The organism is Lentzea kristufekii, from assembly GCF_033949925.1.
GTDB classification, from domain to species: Bacteria; Actinomycetota; Actinomycetes; order Mycobacteriales; family Pseudonocardiaceae; genus Lentzea; species Lentzea kristufekii.
In genome coordinates this window covers 323,024-343,528 of record NZ_JAXAVV010000003.1, presented here as the reverse complement: position 1 = coordinate 343,528, position 20,505 = coordinate 323,024, and the positions used below count along the sequence as shown (strand labels likewise).

Sequence of the window (20,505 nt, the reverse complement as noted above, 5' to 3'; positions counted from 1 at the left end):
CTCCCGTGCTCAACTTCATCTACTACCCGGTGTCCTTCATCTTGTGGTGTTGGCACTGGGTGTTCGGCAAGGTCTTCGGTGAGTCGAGCGGCTTCGCCTGGGCGCTGGCCGTGATCTTCCTGGTCTTCACCCTCCGCGCCATCCTCTTCAAGCCGTTCGTCGGCCAGGTGCGCTCCATGCGAAAGATGCAGGAGTTCGCGCCGGAGATGCAGAAGATCAAGAAGAAGTTCCCGAACGACCGCCAGCGCCAGGCGCAGGAGATGCAGAAGCTGCAGTCCGAGCACGGCGTCAACCCGCTCGGCGGCTGCCTGCCGATGCTGGTGCAGATCCCGGTGTTCATCGGTCTGTTCCACGTGCTGCGCTCGTTCAAGCCCGGCTGGGGCGAGGTCTACTTCTTCGACAAGCAGGGCGTCGACTCGTTCGTCAACGCCAAGCTCTTCGGCACGAACCTCTCGACGTTCATCACGATGCCGAGTGACCAGCTGGCCCAGTACGGCACCGAGCGCCTGAACGTCATCCTGCTGTCGGTGCCGCTGATGATCGTGGCGTCCATCGCGACCCACTTCACGGCCCGCCACTCGGTCGCCCGCCAGAACCAGGCCGCGCTGGACAACCCGCAGACGGCCATCATGAACAAGCTGACGCTCTGGATCTTCCCCCTGGGCGTCCTGGCCGGTGGCTTCTTCTTCCCCGTCGCGATCCTGCTGTACTGGCTGTCCAACAACGCGTGGACCCTCGGCCAGCAGCACTTCGTCTACAAGCGCATCGACTCCGAGGAAGAGGAGAAGAAGGCCACGGTCGTCGAGACCCGTCAGGCCCTCGCTCCGAAGCCCGGCGCGAAGCCGGTCAACCCGAAGAAGCCCGCCCCCGGAGCCAAGCCGGCCAACGGCGCCAAGCGCATGCCGACCGCAGGCCCGAGCGGAGCGCCGAAGGCTTCGCCGGACGCCGCCAACGGCAACGCGAACACCGAGATCCCCGGCCTGACCCCAGGCCGATCCACCAGCAAGAAGCCGGGCAGCAAGAAGCGCCGCTGATTTCGGGCGTTGCCCCGGAGAGGAGACATCGTGTCGGAGACCTTGCAGGCGACCGACGACGTGGAGGCGTCGTCGGAGGCCGCGGCCGAGTCCGAGAACACGGCCGAGCCGCAGTCGCAGAGCAAGACCGAGGACCTGCTCGTCCAGGAAGGCGACATCGCAGGCGACTACCTCGAGCGCCTGCTCGACCTGCTCGACTACGACGGCGACATCGACCTGGACGTGGAGAGCGGCCGGGCCATCGTCAGCATCGACGGCGGCGAAGACCTCGCCAAGCTGGTGGGCCCCCGGGGCAACGTCCTCGAGTCGCTCCAGGAACTCACCCGCCTGGCAGTCCAGCAGGAAACGGGTGTCCGCTCCCGCCTGATGCTGGACATCGCCCAGTGGCGAGCAGGCCGCCGAGCGGAACTGGCGGAGATGGGCAAAACCACTGCGGAAAAGGTGGCCGCCTCAGGCGAACGCGCCCGCCTGCACCCCATGACCCCGTTCGAGCGCAAGGTCGTCCACGACGCCGTTGCCACGGTCGCGGGCGTGCACAGCGAGAGCGAAGGCGAGGAGCCGCAGCGCCGGGTCATCATCTTCCCGAAGCCCTGACAGCTTCCGCATTCCACGGCCCCTGGTTCCAGCGGAACCAGGGGCCGTGTGCTGTCCCGGACAGAACGAGCAAGGACGGCGCGAGGAAGCAAGCGAAGCCAGGCGCCGAGCCGTACGGTCGGTCCCGCCTGCCGGTCGCCAGGATCAGTCGAGGGCGCGCTGACAACAGATGCTCGGCAACGAGACACCGCACCCAGTGGCGACATGTCGACACGACGACCGAATGCGATGACCGCAAGGAACCACGCGGCCAGGGGCAACGACGAAGCCGAGCCACCCCTGAACCCCAACGCAACGACGAAGCCGAGGCATCCGCTCCACGCGGCCAGGGCAACGGCGAAGCCGAGCCACCTTGCCACCAACGGCAATGGTGAAGCCGAGGCGTGTGAACCTCGGTCTGCCGGATAAGCGGTGGTGACGCAACCACCGCATTGCGATTGGGGTTTGACCTTGAGTAGACGGGATGCTCCCCTCATGGGCACGGCCGGGCGCTTTTCAGCCCGGCCCTTTTCCGGCCGTCACAGCATCCCGCCAGAGGCTCAAGGTCAAGCCCCAATCGCTATCGACGCGAAGCGGCGATGACCGGCACCGGCCCGGTCCTGCCTGAGCGACTACCCACGCAAGGCGACCCGAACGCATTGGCGACCACCCCGCTGGGACGCGACAGGCCAATGCAAGCCGACCCGCGCAGTGCCAACCCGACTGCCCTCAGAGGGCGACCGCTCGCACGGCAGGCGGCCACCCCGCTGGAACCGGCACAAGCCAACGCAAGCCGAACCGCCCGCTGTCGCCCCCGCCCGCCCGCTGCCACCCCGCCCGCCGACGGCAAGTCAGCCCGCCACGGGCAAGTCATCCACCCCCCACGGCACCCCACGTGTTCCACGTGAAACACCTACCCTCGCCCATCCCACCAAGCAGCCAACCACTCCCCCTGCTCCGCAGTGTCCGGCACCACCCGCCCCCGAGCCGCCGAGATCAACCCCCAAGCCTCCCCAGGCGAAACCCCATCCATCCCCAACAACAACCCAGCCAACAACGAAGACCGCCCAACCCCAGCCCAACAGTGGAACACCACATGCGCCCCACCCAGATACAAGGAGTGGAGCGGAGCGACCACATCAACAGCCACCCGAACCTCCGGCACAGACCGATCCGGAATCGGCAAGCAGACGTACCGGATCCCAGTCGCGACCACCGCCCGCTCCTCATCCACCAGATCGCACTCGACCCGCTCCTCATCGGTCTGCGCAGACACGAGCACATCGACCCCAACCCGACGCAGCCCGCGAACCTTGCCCTCCAGTAGTCCCCCGCCGGCCGGATGACCCATCGTCGAAACCGTCCCCGGACCAGACCGAGCAACGGTGTAGAGCGTCGGATGCAACTTTCCCCCAAGTTTCACGTGAAACGGCGCTCAGGATTTGGCGCCGCACGCGGTCGATCCGTCATGATGGTGCCCTGGCATTCGCCAGCTTTTCCACCGGCCGCTGGGAACACCGCCGCCGCGTGGTTTCACGTGAAACGCGGACGGAGAACATGGCCGGGGAGTTGCCCGACAGCGCGAAGCTCGTCTTCGGTGAGCACGTTGAGCGTGCCGCTGAGTTTGTTCGGCTCCTGGAGGAGCACGGCGTCGAGCGTGGACTCATCGGTCCTCGCGAAGTCGAGAAGATTTGGGATCGGCACGTGCTGAACTCGGCGGTGATCGAGGAGCTGTTCCAGCCCAACGAACGTGTCGTCGACGTGGGCTCGGGTGCCGGGCTGCCGGGAGTGCCGCTCGCCATTGCGCGGCCCGACCTGAGGATCACGCTGCTCGAGCCGATGGCGCGCCGCATCGCGTGGCTTGAGGAAGTGAAGGAACGGCTCCAGCTCGACAACGTGACTGTCCTCCGGGGACGCGCGGAGGAAGGGCCCATCCGCAAGCAGTTGTTGAACTGCGACGCCGCGACGGCGCGGGCGGTGGCTCCGCTGGAGAAGCTGACGAAGTGGTGCCTCCCGCTTCTCCGGGGCGGCGGGCGGATGGTTGCGCTCAAGGGCGAGCGTGCGCAGGAGGAGCTTGAACGCGACGGCGAGGCGGTGCTCAAAGCAGGGGGCGCCAACGCACACGTCGTCGTCGTGGGAGCGGATGTACTTGAGGTGCCTACGACGGTGCTCATCGTGGAGCGCCAGACGCGGAGGGATCGGTGAGCGTGTACCCGGAGTTCCAAGCTGCCGATGTTCCACGTGAAACGAAGCCCTCCAAACACCAAGCCAAGCCGACCAACAACGGAGATGACAGCGCCGTGGTGTGGACCCCGATTGCAGAAGAGGCGGCTCGTGCGGCAAGCGTGCTGCACCCCGACGAGTCACTGCTCCCCCGCCCGACCCATCGCCGGGTGATGACCGTCGCCAACCAGAAGGGTGGCGTCGGCAAGACGACGAGCACGGTGAACCTCGCTGCCGCGCTCGCCATTCACGGACTCAAGACGCTCGTGATCGACCTCGACCCGCAGGGCAACGCCAGCACGGCGCTCTCCGTCGAGCACCGCAGCGGCACGCCGTCCGTCTACGAGGTGTTGCTCGGCGAGATCTCCATCGCCGAGGCGGCTCAGGTCAGCCCGACGTCACCGAACCTCTTCTGCGTGCCTGCGACGATCGACCTCGCGGGCGCCGAGATCGAGCTCGTCTCGATGGTGGCGCGTGAGTCGCGGCTCAAGGAGGCGCTCTCCTCCGAGGCGCTCGACCAGCTGCAGCCGGACTACGTCTTCATCGACTGCCCGCCGAGCCTCGGTCTGCTGACCGTCAACGCGATGGTCGCGGCGCAGGAGGTGCTGATCCCCATCCAGTGCGAGTACTACGCGCTGGAAGGGCTGAGCCAGCTGATCCGCAACATCGAGCTCGTGCAGCAGCACCTCAACCCCGACCTCGCGATCTCCACGATCCTCCTCACCATGTACGACGGACGCACCAAGCTCGCCGACCAGGTGACCAGTGAGGTGCGCGGTCACTTCGGCGACGTCGCGCTCCGCACGGTGATTCCGCGCAGCGTGAAGGTCTCCGAGGCGCCAGGATTCGGGCAGACGGTGCTGACGTACGACCCAGGCTCGCGCGGGTCGATGAGTTACCTCGACGCCGCCAAGGAGATCGCGATCCGCGGGGCGAAGAAGGAGGGCGCATGACGGAGCAGCGCAAGGGCGGACTCGGGCGCGGTCTCGCCGCACTCATCCCGCAGGGTCCGCCGGCCGGTGCGCCGAGCACGATCCGGCCCGCGATGGGCGGCAACGGGGCCAGCAAGACCCAGGTCCAGCAGCCTGCCGGTGAGGTCGCGGGCGCCATCTACCGCGAGATCGCGGTCACGGCGATCAGGACCAACGCCAAGCAGCCGCGCCAGGTGTTCGACCAGGATGCGATCGACGAGCTCTCGTTCTCCATCAAGGAGTTCGGGCTCATGCAGCCGATCGTGGTCCGCGAGCTGACCGCGGACACCTTCGAGCTCGTCATGGGCGAGCGCCGGTGGCGAGCCACTCAGCAGGCCGGGCTCAAGACGATCCCGGCCATCGTGCGGCAGACCGCCGACGACGTCATGCTGCGGGACGCGCTGCTGGAGAACATCCACCGCGTCCAGCTCAACCCGCTCGAAGAAGCGGCGGCGTACCAGCAGCTGCTGGAGGAGTTCGGCGTCACGCACGAAGAACTCGCGGAACGCATCGGCCGCAGCCGCCCCGTCGTCACGAACACCATCCGGCTGCTGAAGCTCCCCCTCCCCGTTCAGCGACGGGTCGCGGCGGGCGTGCTGAGCGCCGGCCACGCGCGGGCGCTTCTCGGTCTGGACGACGCGGGAGCGCAGGAAGACCTCGCGGCACGGATCATCGCCGAGGGCATGTCGGTCCGCGCGACAGAGGAAGCGGTGACCGTCGCCAAGAACGAGAAGCCCAAGAAGGAGAAGGCCGCGCCGCGCAAGCAGCTGCACGCGCCCGGTCTGCAGGAGCTCGCCGAGCGCCTCTCGGACAACTTCGACACCCGTGTGAAGGTCGAACTCGGGCAGCGAAAAGGCCGGATCGTGGTCGAATTCGGGTCAGTTGATGATCTTCAAAGGATCATCGGCATGATGAGCCCAGAAACGACAATTCGGACATCGGAGTAGGCCCATAGGATCACCCACGGGCCTTATGTCACGGTGACGATGACGCCCCGCATCCATTCGGATACGGGGCGTCACCTATGAGCAGAGATCAACGAACGACAGCACGCTCGATCAAACCGGCGTAGATCTCGCCCAACGACTGCCCCGCCGCCTCGACGGCCATCGGCAGGAGCGATGTCTCGGTCAGTCCCGGCGACACGTTCACTTCGAGGAAGTAGACGGTTCCGTCCTCGGCCACGATGGCGTCGGTCCGTGACACGTCCCGCAGCCCGAGCAACCGGTGTGCCGCCACCGCGAGCTCCCCCACCGCCTTGGCCGAGGCCGCGTCCAACCGAGCCGGCGCGTGGAAGTCCGTCAGCCCCGCGGTGTACCGAGCGGTGTAGTCGTAGACCCCGGTCTCCGGAACGATCTCGACGGCCGGCAGCGCGTACGGACCCTCCGGGCCGTCGACCACCGCGACCGCCACCTCCACCCCGGAGATGAACTGCTCGGCCAGCACGGTGTCCCCGTACGCCAGGCAGCCGACCATCGCCGGCGGCAGCTCCGCGGCGTCACGGACGACCTGGGCGCCCAGCGCCGAGCCACCCTGGTCCGGCTTCAGCATCAACGGCAGCCCCAGCGTCGAGACCATCGCGTCGAGCACCGGCTTGGCACCCAGTTCCCGGAACGTCGCGTGCGGCAGGACCACCCACTCCGGCGTCGCCAGCCCGGCACGGGCGAGCTCGGCCTTCGCAGTCGGCTTGTCCCACGCCCGCCGGCACGCCCGCGAGTCGGTGCCCACGTACGGCACCCCGAACATCTCGAGGATCGCCTGGACCGATCCGTTCTCGCCCTCGCCACCGTGGAGCGCGACGACGACGGCGTCCGGACGGTTGTCCCGCAACCGCGTCAGCAACGACGAGTCGGCGTCCCACTCCTCCACCGTCACGCCCACGGACCGCAGGGCGGCCGACAACCGGCGGCCGGAGCGGATCGAGACTTCACGTTCGTGGGAAAGCCCACCGGACAGCACAGCGACCATGCGGTCAGCCACAGCAGAACTCCAAGGATCAGGCGGTGTCGGGCGACGGGGTCTGCGGGCCGGACAGCTGACGGCCCGGCGTCGCCCCGAAGGTCGCGGCCAGCTGCATCTCTTCCTCGATGACGTTCGCCAGGCGGCGGACGCCCTCGCGGATGCGTTCCGGCGTCGGGTAGCAGTACGAGATCCGCAACTGGCGGGAGCCGAAGCCGTCTGCGTAGAAGCCAGTGCCGGACGCGTACGCCACGCGGGCCGTCACGGCGCGGGGCAGCATCGCCTTCGTGTCGATGCCCTCCGGCACCGTCACCCAGACGTAGAAGCCGCCATCCGGAATGTTCCACGTGGAACCTTGCGGCATGTGCTGTTCGAGAGCGGAGATCGCCGCGTCCCGGCGTTCCCGGTACGCCTCGCGATAGGTCTTGATCTGGCCCTTCCAGTCCTGCGTCGACAGGTACCGGGACACGACCATCTGGTTCAGCGTCGGTGGGCACAGCGTGGCGGACTCGGCGGCCAGCACCAGCTTCTCGCGGACCGCGTGCGGCGCCAGCACCCAGCCGACCCGCAGACCGGCCGCGAACGTCTTCGAGAACGACCCGAGGTACACGACGTTGTCCGGGTCCATCGACCGCAGCGCCGGGTAGGTCTGCCCGTCGAACCCGAGCAGCCCGTACGGGTTGTCCTCCACGACCAGCACGCCGTAGGCCCGGCAGATCTCCAGGATCTCGGCTCGCCGCGACACCGCCAGCGTCACGCCGGCCGGGTTGTGGAAGTTCGGGATCGTGTAGAGGAACTTGACCCGCTGACCGTTGCGCTTGCAGGCCTCGAGGGCCTCTCGCAGCAACGACGGCACGAGCCCGTCAGCGTCCATCGCGACGTGCACGACCTGCGCCTGGTACGCGGTGAACGACCCGAGGGCGCCCACGTAGGAGGGCCCCTCGGCGATGACGACGTCACCGGGGTCGCAGAAGATCCGGGTGACCATGTCGAGGCCCATCTGCGAGCCCACGGTCACCACCACGTCGTCCGGGTGGCCGTTGATGCCTTCCAGCGCCATCACGTCGCAGATCTGCTCGCGCAGCATCGGGACACCGTGCGCCGAGCCGTACTGCAGGGCCACCAGGCCCTCGGTGGCCACCAGCTGACCGATCTCCGCGGACAGCGACTCCAGAGGCAGAGCGGCCAGGTGGGGCATGCCACCGGCCAGCGATACGACCTCGGGACGGGACGCGACTGCGAAAAGTGCCCGGATCTCCGATGCCGTCATCCCTGCCGTGCGCGCTGCGTAGCGGCGGAGGTGGGGGTCGAGGCTTCTGGGGCCCTGCTTGGCGGGCTGTCCGGGCGCAGTCATGTGGGACTCCTGTATAGGAAATGTCCCGAGCGAGTGTAACCGTCGTCCCGTTCAGGGCACGCGCCTTCCGGGTTCCGTCACATTCGCCTACCCTCGTATGGGTTCACTGTGTGTGTTAACGGGTGGAGGTCGGGGTGTCCCGTCGCGTCGTGGGCGTCACGCTGGACAACCTGGAGCATCTCTCCAAGCACAGCAGGACGTGCGTTTTCTGGGAGTTGGCCCCTCACCTGCGCGAACAGGCTGAGGAATACGGCGACACCGAGTTCGAGAAGGAAGCCTGGGTCTCCAGCGTCCTGCTCGAGTGGGGTTCGTGCGGCCGCATCATCTACTGCGACGGCATTCCCGCTGGTTCGGTCTTCTACGCACCACCGGCCGCCGTTCCGCGCAGCTCCGCCTTCCCGACGTCCCCGGTGAGCCCGGACGCCGTCCTCATGACGTCGCTGGACGTCCTCCCGGAGTTCCGAGGGGGCGGGCTCGCGCGAGTCCTCGTGCAGGCCGTGGCGAAGGATCTGACGCGTCGTGGCGTGAAGGCCATCGAGGCGTTCGGCGACATGCGCCCGGACGACGAAGGGGCCAGTTGCGTCACGCCGGCCGACTTCCTCACGAGCGTCGGCTTCAAGACCGTGCGGCCGCACCCGCGCTGGCCCCGGTTGCGGATGGAGCTCCGCAGCTCCATCACCTGGAAGGAAGACGTGGAGGCCGCTCTCGAACGGCTCCTCAACAGCGTCACCGTCTCCACCGCGGAACCCAGCTTCCGCCCGGTCTGAGACAGCGAAAAGGCCCCCTCGCCGAGGCGCTTTCAAGGGGTCGCTGCAACAGAAGTGATCAACTGGCTTCGGTCAGGAGCTTAGCGAGGCGCTCGGCTGGGTTGTCCCAGCCGAGCGTTTGCGTGGGCGGCCGTTGAGCCTGGCTGCGATCACGTTGAGGTGTTCGGCGGTGTGGACCGACAGGTCCGTGCCTTTGGGGAAGTACTGGCGCAGCAGGCCGTTGGTGTTCTCGTTGGAGCCGCGCTGCCAGGGCGAGTGCGGGTCGCAGAAGTAGACCGGCAGGCCGGCCGCGGTGCTGAACTGGTGGTGCAGCGCCATTTCGCTGCCTTGGTCCCAGGTCAGAGACCGTTTCAATTCGGCGGGCAGGGTCGCGATGGTCGCGGCCAGGGCGTCGCGGACGGTCTCGGCGGTCCGGTCCGCAGGCAGGTGCACCAGCATCACGTAGCGGGTGGCTCGTTCGACCAGAGTGCCGATCTGGGACTGCTGGTCCTTGCCGATGATCAAGTCGCCTTCCCAGTGCCCTGGCACGGCTCGATCGTCCGCGTCGGCGGGACGTTCGCTGATCATCACCATCGGCTCGATGAACCTGGAAGCGCGCTGATCAGGCCTGGTTTGCGGCTTGCGATAGGTACGGCCGGTGCGCAACGCCCGCGTCAACTCGCGTCGCAGCTCACCCCGGCCCTGCACATAGAGCGACTGGTAGATCGTCTCGTGCGACACCCGCATCTCCGGCCGGTCGGGGAACTCCCGCCGCAGGCTACGACTGATCTGCTCCGGGCTCCATTCCAGCCCCAGCCAGTCCTGGACTACCTCCCGCAACTCGGGGCAGGCCGCGATCTTCCCGCCTTTGGGCCGGGCCCGCCGGGCATCCGCACGGGCCTGCGCGGCATGCGGCCGATAGTCACCGCTCCCCTGATGAGAGTTCCGCTTGAGTTCCCGGCTGATCGTCGACACAGGCCGGCCCAGCTCGGCGGCGATCGCCCGCATCGTGGCCTTCGCCCGCCGCATATCGGCGATCACGATCCGCTCGTTCTCGGTCAGGAAACGAGACGAAGTCCCGCCCACCAGCGGTTTCCGTGCTGGTGGACGGGACTTCACCACACGACCTTCCGGCCGCCCATGACGCCACACATTGCCCGTGCGCCGGTTCACACCCACGACACGACACGCCTGGCTGTTGCTCATCCCCTGATCCACAAGGGAAAGGTAAAGCTCCCGCTCACGGACCAGCTTCTTCCGGCCCTGCGGTCCCCGATCGCTCCGGATCTCGAAGTCCATCGCAACCCCTCAACTCGGGTGTTGCAACGACCTCTTGAACCCAAGCGAAGCGGAGGGGCCTTTTTCGTCAGAACGTCAGCCCTTGGCCATCTCGTAGCGCAGCAGGTCGTTGAACGTGAAGGTGCCCGTCGGCTGGTCGTCCTTGCCGAGCAGGTAGAGACGCTTCACGGCCACGAGGATGCCCTCGGCCACGATGTCGCGGAACCCGGGGGTCGCCAGCCGAGCGCGGTCCTCCGCGTTCGTCAGGTAGCCCACCTCGACGCGGACGGCCGTGCAGCGGGTGAGCCGCAGCAGGTCCCACGTCTTCGGGTGCGAACCGCAGTTCGACATGGTCGTGCGGGCGGTGACCTCGCGCTGGATGAACCCGGCCAGCGCCTCACCGACCGTCGACGACGTTCCGTTGCCGGTGCCGTAGTGGAACGTCGCCACGCCCTGCGCGTTCGGCGACGAGTTGCCGTCGACGTGCAGGGACAGGATCAGGTCGGCGCCGGCCTCGTTCGCGAACCGGGCGCGCTCGTTCTCGTCCGGGCAGTTGTCCGGCCCGCGCGTGAGCAGCGCCTCCATACCGGTGGCGGCCATCTTGCCTTCGAGGCGACGGGCCAGGTCCAGCATCAGGTCGGCCTCGGACAGCCCGTCCACGACCACACCGCGGTCCTGGCCACCGTGGCCGGGGTCGATGACGATCCGCTTGCCGGACAGGCGTGACCCGGCGCCGCGGAGTCGTTCCTGCTCACGAAGCAGTTGGGGACGGCCGCCGCGAACCTTCGGCTGGAGCTGACGCAACGCGCGCACGGTGTCCGGACCGCACATGCCGTCCACGATCAGCCCGTAGTCGCGCTGGAAGTTCTTCAGCGCCTGCTCGGTCTGCTGGCCGAACACGCCGTTGGCGCGGCCGGCGTCGTAGCCGAGCTCCAACATGCGTTCCTGCAGTGCCAGCACGTCGTCGCCGGTCGTCGGCTGCGACATCAGGAACGCGAGCGGCCGGTCCCCCAACCGGAACGTCGCGTCACGCAGCGAACGGTAGGTCGCCGGGCCGACGATGCCATCGATGATCAGCCCCCGCTGCTGCTGGAACGCGCGCACTGCGTGCTCGACCTGCTGGTCGAACACCGGCGGCGCCTGTGGGTCGGCCGGCGGAAGCAGTCCGAGCCTGGTCAGGGTCGACCGGATCTCGGCAACATCACTTCCGACGTCCCCGCGGCGGAGCAGCTGCATGCACCCTCGCTCGACTAGGGCGCCGAACTTGGTCGGCGCGTCAGTTGGGAAGTCTTCATTGTGCCCTGCTGCGCTAAGTGATCGATGCAGGGCTACTCACTGTTGTACCGAGATCACGTTCCCGGCCGCAAAAACGAACGTGACCCGCTCGTCTTATCGATAGACGGGCGGGTCACGTTGCGCGTTGCAGAGAACTTCTCGTCCTCTGCAACTTCTCGGCTCAGGCCAGGACGTCCGACAGGTCGTTCAGCAGCGCGGCCTTGGGCTTCGCGCCGACGATCTGCTTCACCGGGCGGCCGCCCTGGAACAGGATCAGCGTCGGCACGGACATGATCTGGTAGTCGCGGGCGATCGACGGGTTGGCGTCGATGTCGACCTTGGCGATGGTGATCTTCTCGCCGTGCTCGGCCGCGATCTCCTCCAGCACCGGGGCGACCATCTTGCACGGGCCGCACCAGGTCGCCCAGAAGTCGACCAGCACGGGCTTCTCGCTGGTCAGCACGTCGTCCGCGAACGACTTGTCGGTCACCGTGACGGTGGCGCCTGCCATGTTGATCTCCCTAAAAGACTCGCAGAAGGAACTTCAGTTGCTCTTGCCGTAGCCGCCACCGACGGCCTCGGCGGCCATCTCGGCCTGCTCGGTGCCGTGCTCGGCGAGCCACCGTTCCGCGTCGATCGCAGCGCTGCAACCGGAGCCGGCGGCGGTGATCGCCTGACGGTATTCGTGGTCGACCAGGTCACCGGCGGCGAACACGCCGTCCAGGTTCGTGTACGAGGACTTGTCCTTGGTCAGGACGTAGCCCTCCGCGTCCAGGTCGACCTGGCCCTTGACCAGCGCCGAGCGCGGGTCGTGGCCGATCGCGAGGAAGAAACCGGTGACGGGCAGCTCGGACTCGGCGCCGGTCTGGGTGTCCTTGATCTTGATCGAGGACACCGTGCCGTCACCGAGGACGTCGGTGACCTGCGTGTTCAGCTGCCACTTGATCTTCTCGTTGGCACGGGCGCGCTCCAGCATGACCTTCGAGGCACGGAACTCCTCGCGGCGGTGGATGACCGTCACGGACTTGGCGAAGCGCGTGAGGAACGTCGCCTCCTCCATCGCCGTGTCGCCGCCGCCGACCACGGCGATGTCGTGGTCGCGGAAGAAGAAGCCGTCGCACGTCGCACAGGCGGACACACCGCGGCCGAGCAGCTCCTGCTCGCCGGGGATGTTCAGGTACCGGGCCGCGGCACCCATCGCGAGGATGACGGCCTTGGCCTCGTACTCGACGCCGTTCGCGACGACCTTCTTGATCTCCCCGGTCAGCTCGACCGACTCGACGTCCTCGGCGCGCAGCTCGGCACCGAAGCGGGTGGCCTGCTCGCGCATCTGCTCCATGAGCTCGGGGCCCATGATGCCGTCGCGGAAGCCCGGGTAGTTCTCGACCTCGGTCGTCGTCATGAGGGCGCCGCCGTACTGCGAACCCTCGAAGACCAGGGGCTCCAGCTGCGCGCGTGCCGCGTAGACCGCCGCGGTGTACCCCGCCGGTCCCGATCCAATGATGATCACGTTGCGCACGCTCACGGCTCTGCAACTCCTCGATCTCGTCGTCTGACTGGCTCAACGGATCGTAGGTGCAGCTAATTCCGTGACTTGAGCGACTACCTCTGGCCCACGGTCGTGTCCGCGAGAACGCCCTCCGGCTTGTCCGGTCCGCAGGTCGCCGGGTCCAGCACGACCAGCCGGTACTTGCCGAGCCCGGCGGGCAGGATCGCCATGACCGCGGACTTGCCCTCGAGTTCGACCGGGCTGATGCCGAGCGGGTTGCCCGAGCTGGTGATGCCGCCGCCCTTCAGGCAGCCGGCCAACCGGTCGGGGGTCTCCAGCGGGCCGTAGTTCTGCGCTTTGAGCACTTCACCGACCGCGGAGCCCAGTTCGTCGCGCTTGAGCGCGAGCGGAGGCGCAGCACTCGGCTTGCTCGTCTGCGCGGGCGCGGCGTCGTTCGCGGGCGGCTGCTGCGCGCCCGGCGACACGGCCAGCACGATGCCGAACGCGGCCGCGGCGGCGACCAGCACACCGGCACCGCCCATGCCGAGCCGCCGGTTGCGGCGCTTGCGCGCGTCGTTCAGCGACACGACCGGCGCGAGGCCGGGACGGGCCTCCGCGGCCAGTGCGGCCAGTGCGGCGTCGATCCGCGCGGCCACGTGGTCGGGCATCGGGACGGGCGGCAACGAATGCAGGTCCTCCAGCGTGGCGTCGAGCGCCCGCAGGATCTCACTGGCCTCGGCATCCGCCTCGACCCTCGGACGCAGCTGTGCGGCGACCTCAGGGGGCAGCACGCCCGCGTGCAGGTCCGCGATGAGGTCAACAGACCACGGCGGACCCATCGGCACGCGCTCCATGCCGGTCATCGGCCCTCCCACTGACGTTGCTCTTGCACATTCACACCGTCAGCTGGGACGTTCGCATCTGCGATTCGGTTCCTGAGGTGCCCGAGAACTTTGGCCAGCTTGGCGCGACCCCGCGCACACCGGCTCTTGACCGTGCCCTCCGCGATGCCCAGGAGCTGCGCCGTTTCGGCGACCGAATACCCCTCGACGTCGACCAGCACGATGGGCGCCCGCTGCTCTTCCGGCAGCTCCATCAACGCCTGCTGCACCATCAGGCTGGTCTCGCGGTCGCTCATCGCGTCACGGGGCGCGACGGGTTCGCCGGGACCGGCCTCGGGCAAGGGCACTGTCGGTCTTGTTTGTCGGCGTCTCATCCGATCGAGACACGCGTTCACCACGATGCGGTGAAGCCAGGTGGTGACCTGTGACTCCGCGCGGAACGACGACGCCGCCCGGAAGGCGGAGATGAACGCCTCCTGCAGCGCGTCCGCGGCCTCTTCCGGGTCACGCAGCGTGCGCAACGCCACCGCCCACATCCGGTCGCGGTGCCGTTTGACCAGCTCCGAGAACGCGTAGGGGTCACCTGCGGCGTGGGCCGAGATGAGATCGGCGTCCGAGCTGGCTGCGGCGGTCACGGGAGGAACTTTAGCGAGGGTGATCACAGATCACCCGGACAGGTCTACCCAGAGTGCCGACGTAGTTCTACTCGGCGTCCTACTGCGCTCGCGTGTAGAGGATCTCCCGGATCTCCGACTGGTTCTTGCCGCCGCCGGCGTTCGTCAACTGCGTGATCCAGATGAGCACGTGACCGGTCGGTTCGTGGTCGTTGAGCTGGATCTGCGTCTGCCCGTCGGACAGGTCGGCGACCCCGATGACCTTGGTCTCCTCGATCGGCGCGTCCAGCGCGGACGCGGACCGGATCTCGACGTGCGTGCCCTTGCTGGGCGAGGTGATGGTGACCGAGGCCAGCTTCACCGGCTCCGCGAAGGAGGCCATCAGCCCGATGCCGGGCTTCAGCGTCGGGAACGGCTGGAAGTAGTTGTCGGTCCGCCAGAACGTGCCCGCGTTGTTGTCGGCCGCCCGGCTCGCCTGGTTCGGGTTGTCGGGCTGGTTCGTCACGTCGTAGACGCCGATGGCCGCCGGCTGCACCGGCCCGGCGGGTGCGGGCGGAGGCGCGCTCTGGCCGTTCGACCCCGGCTGGTTGATCACCACGGTCGGGCCGCCGCCCTTGGACGGCTCGTCGCTGAAGAACCCGACGATCTGCACGCTCAGCCAGACGATCACGGTCAGCGTGGCCACGGCGAGCACGCCGACGCTGATCCACAGCTTCTTCTTCTGCTGCTTGTCCTGCCGCGGGCGCTGGGTCGTCCACACGACCTGGTCGTCGTCATCGCGGGTCGACGCCACGGCCGGGATCAGCGCGGTCTGGGCTTCCTCGGCCGCGATCTGGTCGAGGACCTGCAGGATCGCGGCGGACGTCCGGATGCCGCCCACCGAGGTATCCTCCAGCGACCGCACCGCGACGGACGACAGGTCGTGCGGCAGGTACGGGTGCAGCGCGTTCGGGGCGACCACGGACCCGTCCGGCCCGGTCGGTGCGACCGGCACGCCCTGAGGACCGCCCGGCAGTGCCCACCGGCCGGTGAGCAGCAGGTACAGGATCGCGCCGAGACCCTTGACGTCGTCGCGCGCGATCGCGTCCGGCCGCGGGCCGGGGAACGCGAGGCGCAGGCGGCCGTCCGAGGTGACCCGGATGCGCTGCGGGTGGTCGGCGCCCAGCACGAGACCGGCGTGGTGCGCGCCCTCGATGGCGGCGCCCAGCGGTTCGAGCAGGCGGGTCGCGGCGCCCGCCGGCAGCGGGCCCTCCGCGATGAGGTCCATCAGGTCGGTGCCCTGGGTCCACTCGGCGATGACGATGCCGAGGATGCCCTCGTCGGGACGGATGCCGGTGCCGGGCGTGAGCACGTCGATCACCCTGGACACGCCGGGGTGCGTGAACGACGCCGCGTGCATCGCCCGTTCGACCGTTCGGCGGGCACGGGCGGCCGCGTCGTTGTCCGCGAGATCGCCCAGCAGGACCGTCAGCGCCACGTCCCGGTTGAGCTGGCCGTCCCGCGCGCGCCACAGCTCCGCGTTGGACCGCGCGTCCGCTCCGGATTTCGCGAGCAGCCGGTAGCGGCCGTTGCCGATGACGCCCCCGGGATTCAGGGCGGCGTGAACTCCGCTACTCACGGACACGAGGGTACGGGACGGCGCTCACGGACTGGAGTCACCTTCGCCGCACCAAACGGTTGATCTTGGCGATCACCGGCTTCATCTCGGGCACCCGGAACGCCGCCAAAAGGCCGAACGCGAGCGGCAGGCCGATCGCCGTCACGAGCACGACCTCGATCCAGGCCGCCACGACCGGGCCGATGCCCCCCAGCATGCCCAGGACCAGCCAGTTCACGCCCTTGGCGACCGCGAAGGCCAGCGAGGAGGCGACGACGGTGAGGCAGACGGTCCAGATGGTGAAACCGGTGCGCAGGCGGCCGAGGCGGACCCGCAGCCACACCTGGCCGACGATCGCGCCGAAGACGAAGCTCAGCGACATCGCGAGCGACACGCCGACGGCGAGTTGCGACGCGTCTCCCTGCGTGGACACGCCGAGGAACAGGTAGAGCAGCCCGATGCGCACCGCCACGATCAACGCCTGGATGAGCGTCGGCGTGCGGGCGTCCTTCATCGCGTAGAAGACACGCAGCTGCAGCAGCGTCACGGCGTAGGGCACGAGACCGAACGCGGAGAGCGCGAGCGCGAGACCGATCCTCGTGCCGCCGTCGACGCCGGAGTTGCCCCAGGCGAAGGCCGCGAGGCCGATCGCCAGACCGGACACCGTCATCAACGCGCTGAACGGCATCAGCAGGATCGCCGACATGCGGTTGCCGAACAGCAGGTCGCGCACGATCGACTCGTTGTCGTTGTTCGCGGCCGCCCGGCTCATCTTCGGCATCAGCGCCGTCAGCAGCGAGACACCGAGGACGCCGTACGGCACCTGGGCGATCAGCCACTGGTAGTTGAACGCCGTCAGCGTGCCTTCGGCGCTCGTCGCCACGTTCGTCAGCACCGTCATGCTGGCCAGGCCGAGCCCGACGTAGAGCAGCACCCAGAACGCGAGGCTGCCGAACTCCGAGAGGCGCGAGTCCCAGCCGAACCGCCACTTGAAGCGGAACCCGGTCTTCTTCAGCGCCGGAAACAGCACGGACGCCTGCACGGCCACACCGAGCGCGGTGCCGAGACCGAGCACCAGCAGGTGCGTGTCGGTCATGCTGACCGGGTTGAGCGTGAGCTCACCGGGCAGCAGCGCGTAGACGACCAGCACGACGATCACGACGAGGTTGTTCAGCACCGGAGCCCACGTGGGGATGCCGAACACGTGCCGTGCATTGAGCACGGCACTGAGCAGCGCCGTCAGGCCGTAGAACACGATGCCCGGCAACACCAGGTAGGCGAACGCGGTGACCAGTTCTGGGTTCGCGTCCTGGGAGTCGGAGATGTAGAGGTCGGTCAGCAACGGCGCGCAGGCCATCGCGATGACCGTGCCGACCCCGAGGATCAGCGTGCCCATGGTGATCAGCCACTGGGCGTACGACTCGCCGCCGTCCCCGTCCTCCTTCTCGGCCCTGACCAGCAGCGGGATCGCCACGCTGGTCAGGATGCCGCCGAGGAGCAGCTCGTTGATCATGGTCGGCAGCGTCGACGCCGCCTGGTACGAGTCGCCGAGGACCTCGGCGCCGATCACCGCGATGAGCAGCACCTTCGACAGCAGGCCGGTGCCTCGGCTGACGATCGTGGCGATCGCCATCGAGCCGCTCGCCCTGGCGACCGACGGTGCTTGGTTCTGCTGCTCTGGCTGGGTGGTCGTGGCTGTCTCGCTCACGCGCTCGACTTCTCCGGTGTGACGTTCTCGATGGACGGTGCGCCGCCGTTCTCGCCGTTGCGAGCGCGGACCCGCTTGTAGATGCGCCGCCCGGAAAGCAGGACGAGCGCGATCCCGGCGATCACGGTGATGATCACCGTGATGGTGCCGTAGGCGGACGACGACACCTCCAGCTTGACAGTGTCACCGAGCGGGACGCCCTCGGGAGTGGTCAGCCGGACGTTGACCGGGAACCGGCCGGACCGCAGCACCTCGACGGGCACCCGCACGACGCGCTCGCCGCGGGCGGGGAGCACCTGGTCGGCGAGGTCGAGCTTGCGGATGCCGGGGGTGTCGGCGAGGTCGATCCGGACCGTCACGCGGACGTCGAGCTTGTTCGTGATCGTGACCGGGATCGGGCTGTCGCCGGAGCCGAGCAGGATCGGGCTGTTCGGCTGCGTCACGCCGACCATGCCGGTCAGCGAGTTCAGCTCGTTCTGGCTGACCTCGGCCGCGGACCGGGCGCCCTGCTCGTTGCCCCGCCACGCGCCGGACATCGCCCGCAGCAGTCCCAGCCACAGCGGGTCGGCCAGGTCGGCGGGCGACGCGTGCGCGGTGTCCTCCTGCTGCATGGCCGCGACGAGACCGTTGAGCTCGACGCTCTGGTTCGTCACGGAGTTCGAGATGATCGCCGAGATCTCCCGCGCACCGGCCTCCGGCGGGTAGGCGACCTTGGCGTTCGTCACCGCGGGCGTGGCCCCGGTGAGCTCCTCGAGCCCGGTCTGGGTCGCGTAACCGCCGGTCAGCAGCTTCTGGGCGGTGGTGAGGAACTCGGTCATCTCCGAGAGCGGCGCGTGCCAGCGACGCGGCGGCGCGACCAGCACGTTGCGGCCGTCGCCCTGCCAGCCGGCGCGGAACACCAGCACCGCCAGCGCGTTCTGCACGGACACCGGCTGGCTCTCGACCGGCGTGGTCACGCCGGACAACGTGCGCGGGCGCGACTCACTGCCCTGCAGCGCGTCCGAGACCATCGAGTCGATCTTCACCGCGGTCACCGGGTTCTTGCCGGCGACGGCGACGGGCGCGGTGCCCGGCGCGTCCGCGAGACCGGTCGGGTCGAGCAGCAGCGACTTCACGCCGGGGTAGCCCTTGTCCGGCTGCGGGGTGACCAGCTCGTCGAACGTCGACTGGTCGAGCACGCCGTCCTCGGGCCACACCAGGTCGGGCAGCGGCCGCACGGACAGGACGTCCTGGATGAGCTTGGGGCCGTCGGTCACCGCGAGCGTGCGCATGGTCGCGAGCTTCGCCCTGTTCAACGCCACGAGGTCGGCGTCGGCGTACGGCAGCGCGATGACGCAACGGCCGGTGACGGCGAGCTTGAGGCGGTCGAGCCACAGCTTCGCCTCGATCCTGCCCTTGCCCTCGGCGCCGCCGCGCAGCCTGTAACCGGTGCTCATGGCCTGCACGGTGCGCAGCAGATCGGGGTCGATGGCGAGGCACATGGCCGTGCTCATCTGCGGAACCGCCTGCTCGTAGGCCTGCAACAGGCCGTACAGCCGGCCGTTGACCGAGAGCGACGCCGCGAGCTCGTCGTCGATCAGCTCCGACTGGCCCTCACCGCCGAGCCGGACCAGCCGCGGGCGGTCCGCGATCGGCCACAGCACCGTCAGCTTCGAGCCCGCGCCCGGCTTGCCCTTGGTCTCCCCGCCGGGCACGCCCAGCACGGGCAGCAGCGTCGACAGCGCCGCGAGCCGCGCCTGGCCGCCGTAGTCCGGCCTGCCGTTGACGTTCGCGAGGATCGGGTAGATGCCCGGCCGCTCGACCTTCAGCGAGGTCGGCTCGGTACCGCGCAGCGGCACCTCCAGGGCGAAGTCCTTCTGCTGGCCGGCCTCGAGCTCGCCGGCGACAGGGGTGAACTTGGGCTGCACGGCCTCGGCCGCCGCCGGCTCCCGCAACGCCTTGCGCAGGTCGTCCTCGGAGTCGAGCGGCTCACCGCGCTCCAGGCGCAGCACGATGTCGGACACCTTGCGGTCGCCGACGTTGACGATCTTGCCGGTGATCCTGACGGTCGCCGGGGAGTCGCTCGTGACGAACCTGGGGGTGAGCTGGTCGATGTCGAGCCGCAGGAACTGCGGTTGCGCCTGACCAGGCTGGGCGGAGAGCGATCTGGTCGCCCACACCTGGGTGGCGGGAGCGGGCATGAACGGCAACGCGTCGACCTCGTCCGGCTGCGCCTGCTGCGCGCCGGCGGCCGGCGCTGTGATCACCACGAACGCGGCGACAGCGGCTGTGCAGACGAGCTTCTTCAGGCTCACGCCGACTCCGCCCCGTTGCGGCAGCGGCCGGCGAGCAGTTCGGCTGCTCGGCGGACCAGGCGGCGCTCGTCGGCATACGCGAGTCGCTCGTCCAGTTCGCCGAGTGGCACCCACGCCACCTCGGTGACCTCCACGTCTTCGTCGGAAAGCTCTCCCCCCGTCGCTTCGAGGAGGAAGTGGTGAACCGTCTTGTGCACCCGGCGGTCGTCAGCGACGAACCAGTAGTCGATCGACCCCAACGGGCGCAGCACCCTGCTATGAATACCGGTCTCCTCGGCGACCTCGCGCACCGCGGTCTGCTCCGCGGTCTCGCCGGCCTCGATGTGACCCTTGGGCAAAGACCACAGCAACCGGCCGCGCCGGTCAAGTCTGCCGATCACCGCGGCCCGCCGCTCTCCGTCGAGCACCAGGCCACCTGCCGACGTCTCGTCGACCGTCTCGAGCCTCCGGCCCCGGCGCCGCTTCCGGCGCCCCGGCTTGGGACTCCCGGAACGTGCGGCTGACGGGGGCATACGGCCGATCGTACTTACGAACCTTAAGTACGCTGG

At 68.6% G+C, this 20,505-nt stretch carries 17 protein-coding genes and 1 pseudogene; 6 read left to right on the top strand and 12 right to left on the bottom strand.

The window, feature by feature from the left end:
- Nucleotides 1-5: 5 nt before the first annotated feature.
- The 5 genes from yidC (at nucleotide 6) to SK571_RS08475 (ending at nucleotide 5,748) form a co-directional block, all read left to right on the top strand.
- Entirely contained in the window at nucleotides 6-1,034 is a 1,029-nt protein-coding gene (gene yidC, locus SK571_RS08495; RefSeq protein ID WP_319983468.1) for a membrane protein insertase YidC, read from the top strand.
- Between the two features lie 30 nt (nucleotides 1,035-1,064).
- On the top strand, nucleotides 1,065-1,628 hold the full coding sequence (locus tag SK571_RS08490) for a Jag family protein (protein WP_319983467.1): 564 nt from the start codon (nucleotides 1,065-1,067) through the stop codon (nucleotides 1,626-1,628).
- 1,536 nt (nucleotides 1,629-3,164) lie between these two features.
- Nucleotides 3,165-3,812 (top strand): 16S rRNA (guanine(527)-N(7))-methyltransferase RsmG, encoded by a 648-nt coding sequence (gene rsmG / locus SK571_RS08485; RefSeq protein WP_319983466.1) that lies wholly within the window; start codon nucleotides 3,165-3,167, stop codon nucleotides 3,810-3,812.
- A gap of 95 nt (nucleotides 3,813-3,907) precedes the next feature.
- Nucleotides 3,908-4,783 carry a ParA family protein gene (locus SK571_RS08480; RefSeq protein WP_245983842.1) on the top strand — a complete coding sequence of 292 codons (876 nt, stop codon included), beginning with the start codon at nucleotides 3,908-3,910 and terminating at the stop codon, nucleotides 4,781-4,783.
- Nucleotides 4,780-5,748: a ParB/RepB/Spo0J family partition protein gene (locus SK571_RS08475; RefSeq protein WP_319983465.1), complete on the top strand. Its 969-nt coding sequence runs from the start codon at nucleotides 4,780-4,782 to the stop codon at nucleotides 5,746-5,748. Before SK571_RS08480 ends, SK571_RS08475 begins: the two co-directional genes overlap by 4 nt.
- Nucleotides 5,749-5,836: 88 nt before the next feature.
- Here SK571_RS08475 and SK571_RS08470 read toward each other — a convergent pair whose 3' ends face one another.
- Together SK571_RS08470 and SK571_RS08465 are read right to left on the bottom strand one after the other, a co-directional pair.
- Nucleotides 5,837-6,781, bottom strand: coding sequence for a D-alanine--D-alanine ligase family protein (locus SK571_RS08470; protein ID WP_319983464.1), 945 nt, complete (start codon nucleotides 6,779-6,781; stop codon nucleotides 5,837-5,839).
- Between the two features lie 16 nt (nucleotides 6,782-6,797).
- Nucleotides 6,798-8,114 (bottom strand): aminotransferase-like domain-containing protein, encoded by a 1,317-nt coding sequence (locus SK571_RS08465; protein ID WP_319983463.1) that lies wholly within the window; start codon nucleotides 8,112-8,114, stop codon nucleotides 6,798-6,800.
- A gap of 134 nt (nucleotides 8,115-8,248) precedes the next feature.
- Between SK571_RS08465 and SK571_RS08460 the strand changes: the two genes are divergently transcribed.
- Nucleotides 8,249-8,881 (top strand): GNAT family N-acetyltransferase, encoded by a 633-nt coding sequence (locus tag SK571_RS08460; RefSeq protein ID WP_266036318.1) that lies wholly within the window; start codon nucleotides 8,249-8,251, stop codon nucleotides 8,879-8,881.
- A gap of 58 nt (nucleotides 8,882-8,939) precedes the next feature.
- Here SK571_RS08460 and SK571_RS08455 read toward each other — a convergent pair.
- From SK571_RS08455 to SK571_RS08410, 10 genes and pseudogenes are all read right to left on the bottom strand, one after another.
- Nucleotides 8,940-10,159 (bottom strand): annotated as a pseudogene (locus SK571_RS08455) (IS30 family transposase).
- A 75-nt stretch (nucleotides 10,160-10,234) separates the two neighbouring features.
- Nucleotides 10,235-11,374, bottom strand: a complete 1,140-nt coding sequence (locus SK571_RS08450) for an N-acetylmuramoyl-L-alanine amidase (protein WP_319983462.1) — start codon at nucleotides 11,372-11,374, stop codon at nucleotides 10,235-10,237.
- A 220-nt stretch (nucleotides 11,375-11,594) separates the two neighbouring features.
- Nucleotides 11,595-11,924: a thioredoxin gene (gene trxA / locus SK571_RS08445; protein ID WP_319983461.1), complete on the bottom strand. Its 330-nt coding sequence runs from the start codon at nucleotides 11,922-11,924 to the stop codon at nucleotides 11,595-11,597.
- Between the two features lie 33 nt (nucleotides 11,925-11,957).
- Complete coding sequence (gene trxB / locus SK571_RS08440) at nucleotides 11,958-12,938, bottom strand: thioredoxin-disulfide reductase (protein WP_319983460.1); 981 nt, start codon at nucleotides 12,936-12,938, stop codon at nucleotides 11,958-11,960.
- A 77-nt stretch (nucleotides 12,939-13,015) separates the two neighbouring features.
- A complete protein-coding gene (locus SK571_RS08435) occupies nucleotides 13,016-13,765 on the bottom strand; it encodes a hypothetical protein (RefSeq protein WP_319983459.1) in 750 nt (249 codons plus the stop codon).
- Nucleotides 13,762-14,379 (bottom strand): RNA polymerase sigma factor SigM, encoded by a 618-nt coding sequence (gene sigM, locus SK571_RS08430; RefSeq protein ID WP_167976507.1) that lies wholly within the window; start codon nucleotides 14,377-14,379, stop codon nucleotides 13,762-13,764. The genes SK571_RS08435 and sigM overlap by 4 nt, the downstream gene beginning before the upstream one ends.
- A gap of 79 nt (nucleotides 14,380-14,458) precedes the next feature.
- Complete coding sequence (locus SK571_RS08425) at nucleotides 14,459-15,976, bottom strand: protein kinase family protein (protein ID WP_319983458.1); 1,518 nt, start codon at nucleotides 15,974-15,976, stop codon at nucleotides 14,459-14,461.
- Nucleotides 15,977-16,013: 37 nt separating this feature from the next.
- Nucleotides 16,014-17,663 (bottom strand): murein biosynthesis integral membrane protein MurJ, encoded by a 1,650-nt coding sequence (gene murJ, locus SK571_RS08420; protein ID WP_319983457.1) that lies wholly within the window; start codon nucleotides 17,661-17,663, stop codon nucleotides 16,014-16,016.
- Nucleotides 17,660-19,957 (bottom strand): DUF6049 family protein, encoded by a 2,298-nt coding sequence (locus SK571_RS08415; RefSeq protein WP_319983456.1) that lies wholly within the window; start codon nucleotides 19,955-19,957, stop codon nucleotides 17,660-17,662. Before SK571_RS08415 ends, murJ begins: the two co-directional genes overlap by 4 nt.
- Nucleotides 19,954-20,469 carry an NUDIX hydrolase gene (locus tag SK571_RS08410; protein ID WP_266036302.1) on the bottom strand — a complete coding sequence of 172 codons (516 nt, stop codon included), beginning with the start codon at nucleotides 20,467-20,469 and terminating at the stop codon, nucleotides 19,954-19,956. The genes SK571_RS08415 and SK571_RS08410 overlap by 4 nt, the downstream gene beginning before the upstream one ends.
- Nucleotides 20,470-20,505 lie beyond the last annotated feature (36 nt).

Bases quoted from the DNA above. Each gene is read 5' to 3' on its own strand.
- rsmG (WP_319983466.1), top strand. From the start codon at position 3,165: ATGGCCGGGGAGTTGCCCGACAGCGCGAAGCTCGTCTTCGGTGAGCAC.
- SK571_RS08475 (WP_319983465.1), top strand. From the start codon at position 4,780: ATGACGGAGCAGCGCAAGGGCGGACTCGGGCGCGGTCTCGCCGCACTC.
- SK571_RS08465 (WP_319983463.1), bottom strand. From the start codon at position 8,114: ATGACTGCGCCCGGACAGCCCGCCAAGCAGGGCCCCAGAAGCCTCGAC.
- SK571_RS08450 (WP_319983462.1), bottom strand. From the start codon at position 11,374: ATGCAGCTGCTCCGCCGCGGGGACGTCGGAAGTGATGTTGCCGAGATC.
- trxA (WP_319983461.1), bottom strand. From the start codon at position 11,924: ATGGCAGGCGCCACCGTCACGGTGACCGACAAGTCGTTCGCGGACGAC.
- SK571_RS08435 (WP_319983459.1), bottom strand. From the start codon at position 13,765: ATGACCGGCATGGAGCGCGTGCCGATGGGTCCGCCGTGGTCTGTTGAC.
- SK571_RS08410 (WP_266036302.1), bottom strand. From the start codon at position 20,469: ATGCCCCCGTCAGCCGCACGTTCCGGGAGTCCCAAGCCGGGGCGCCGG.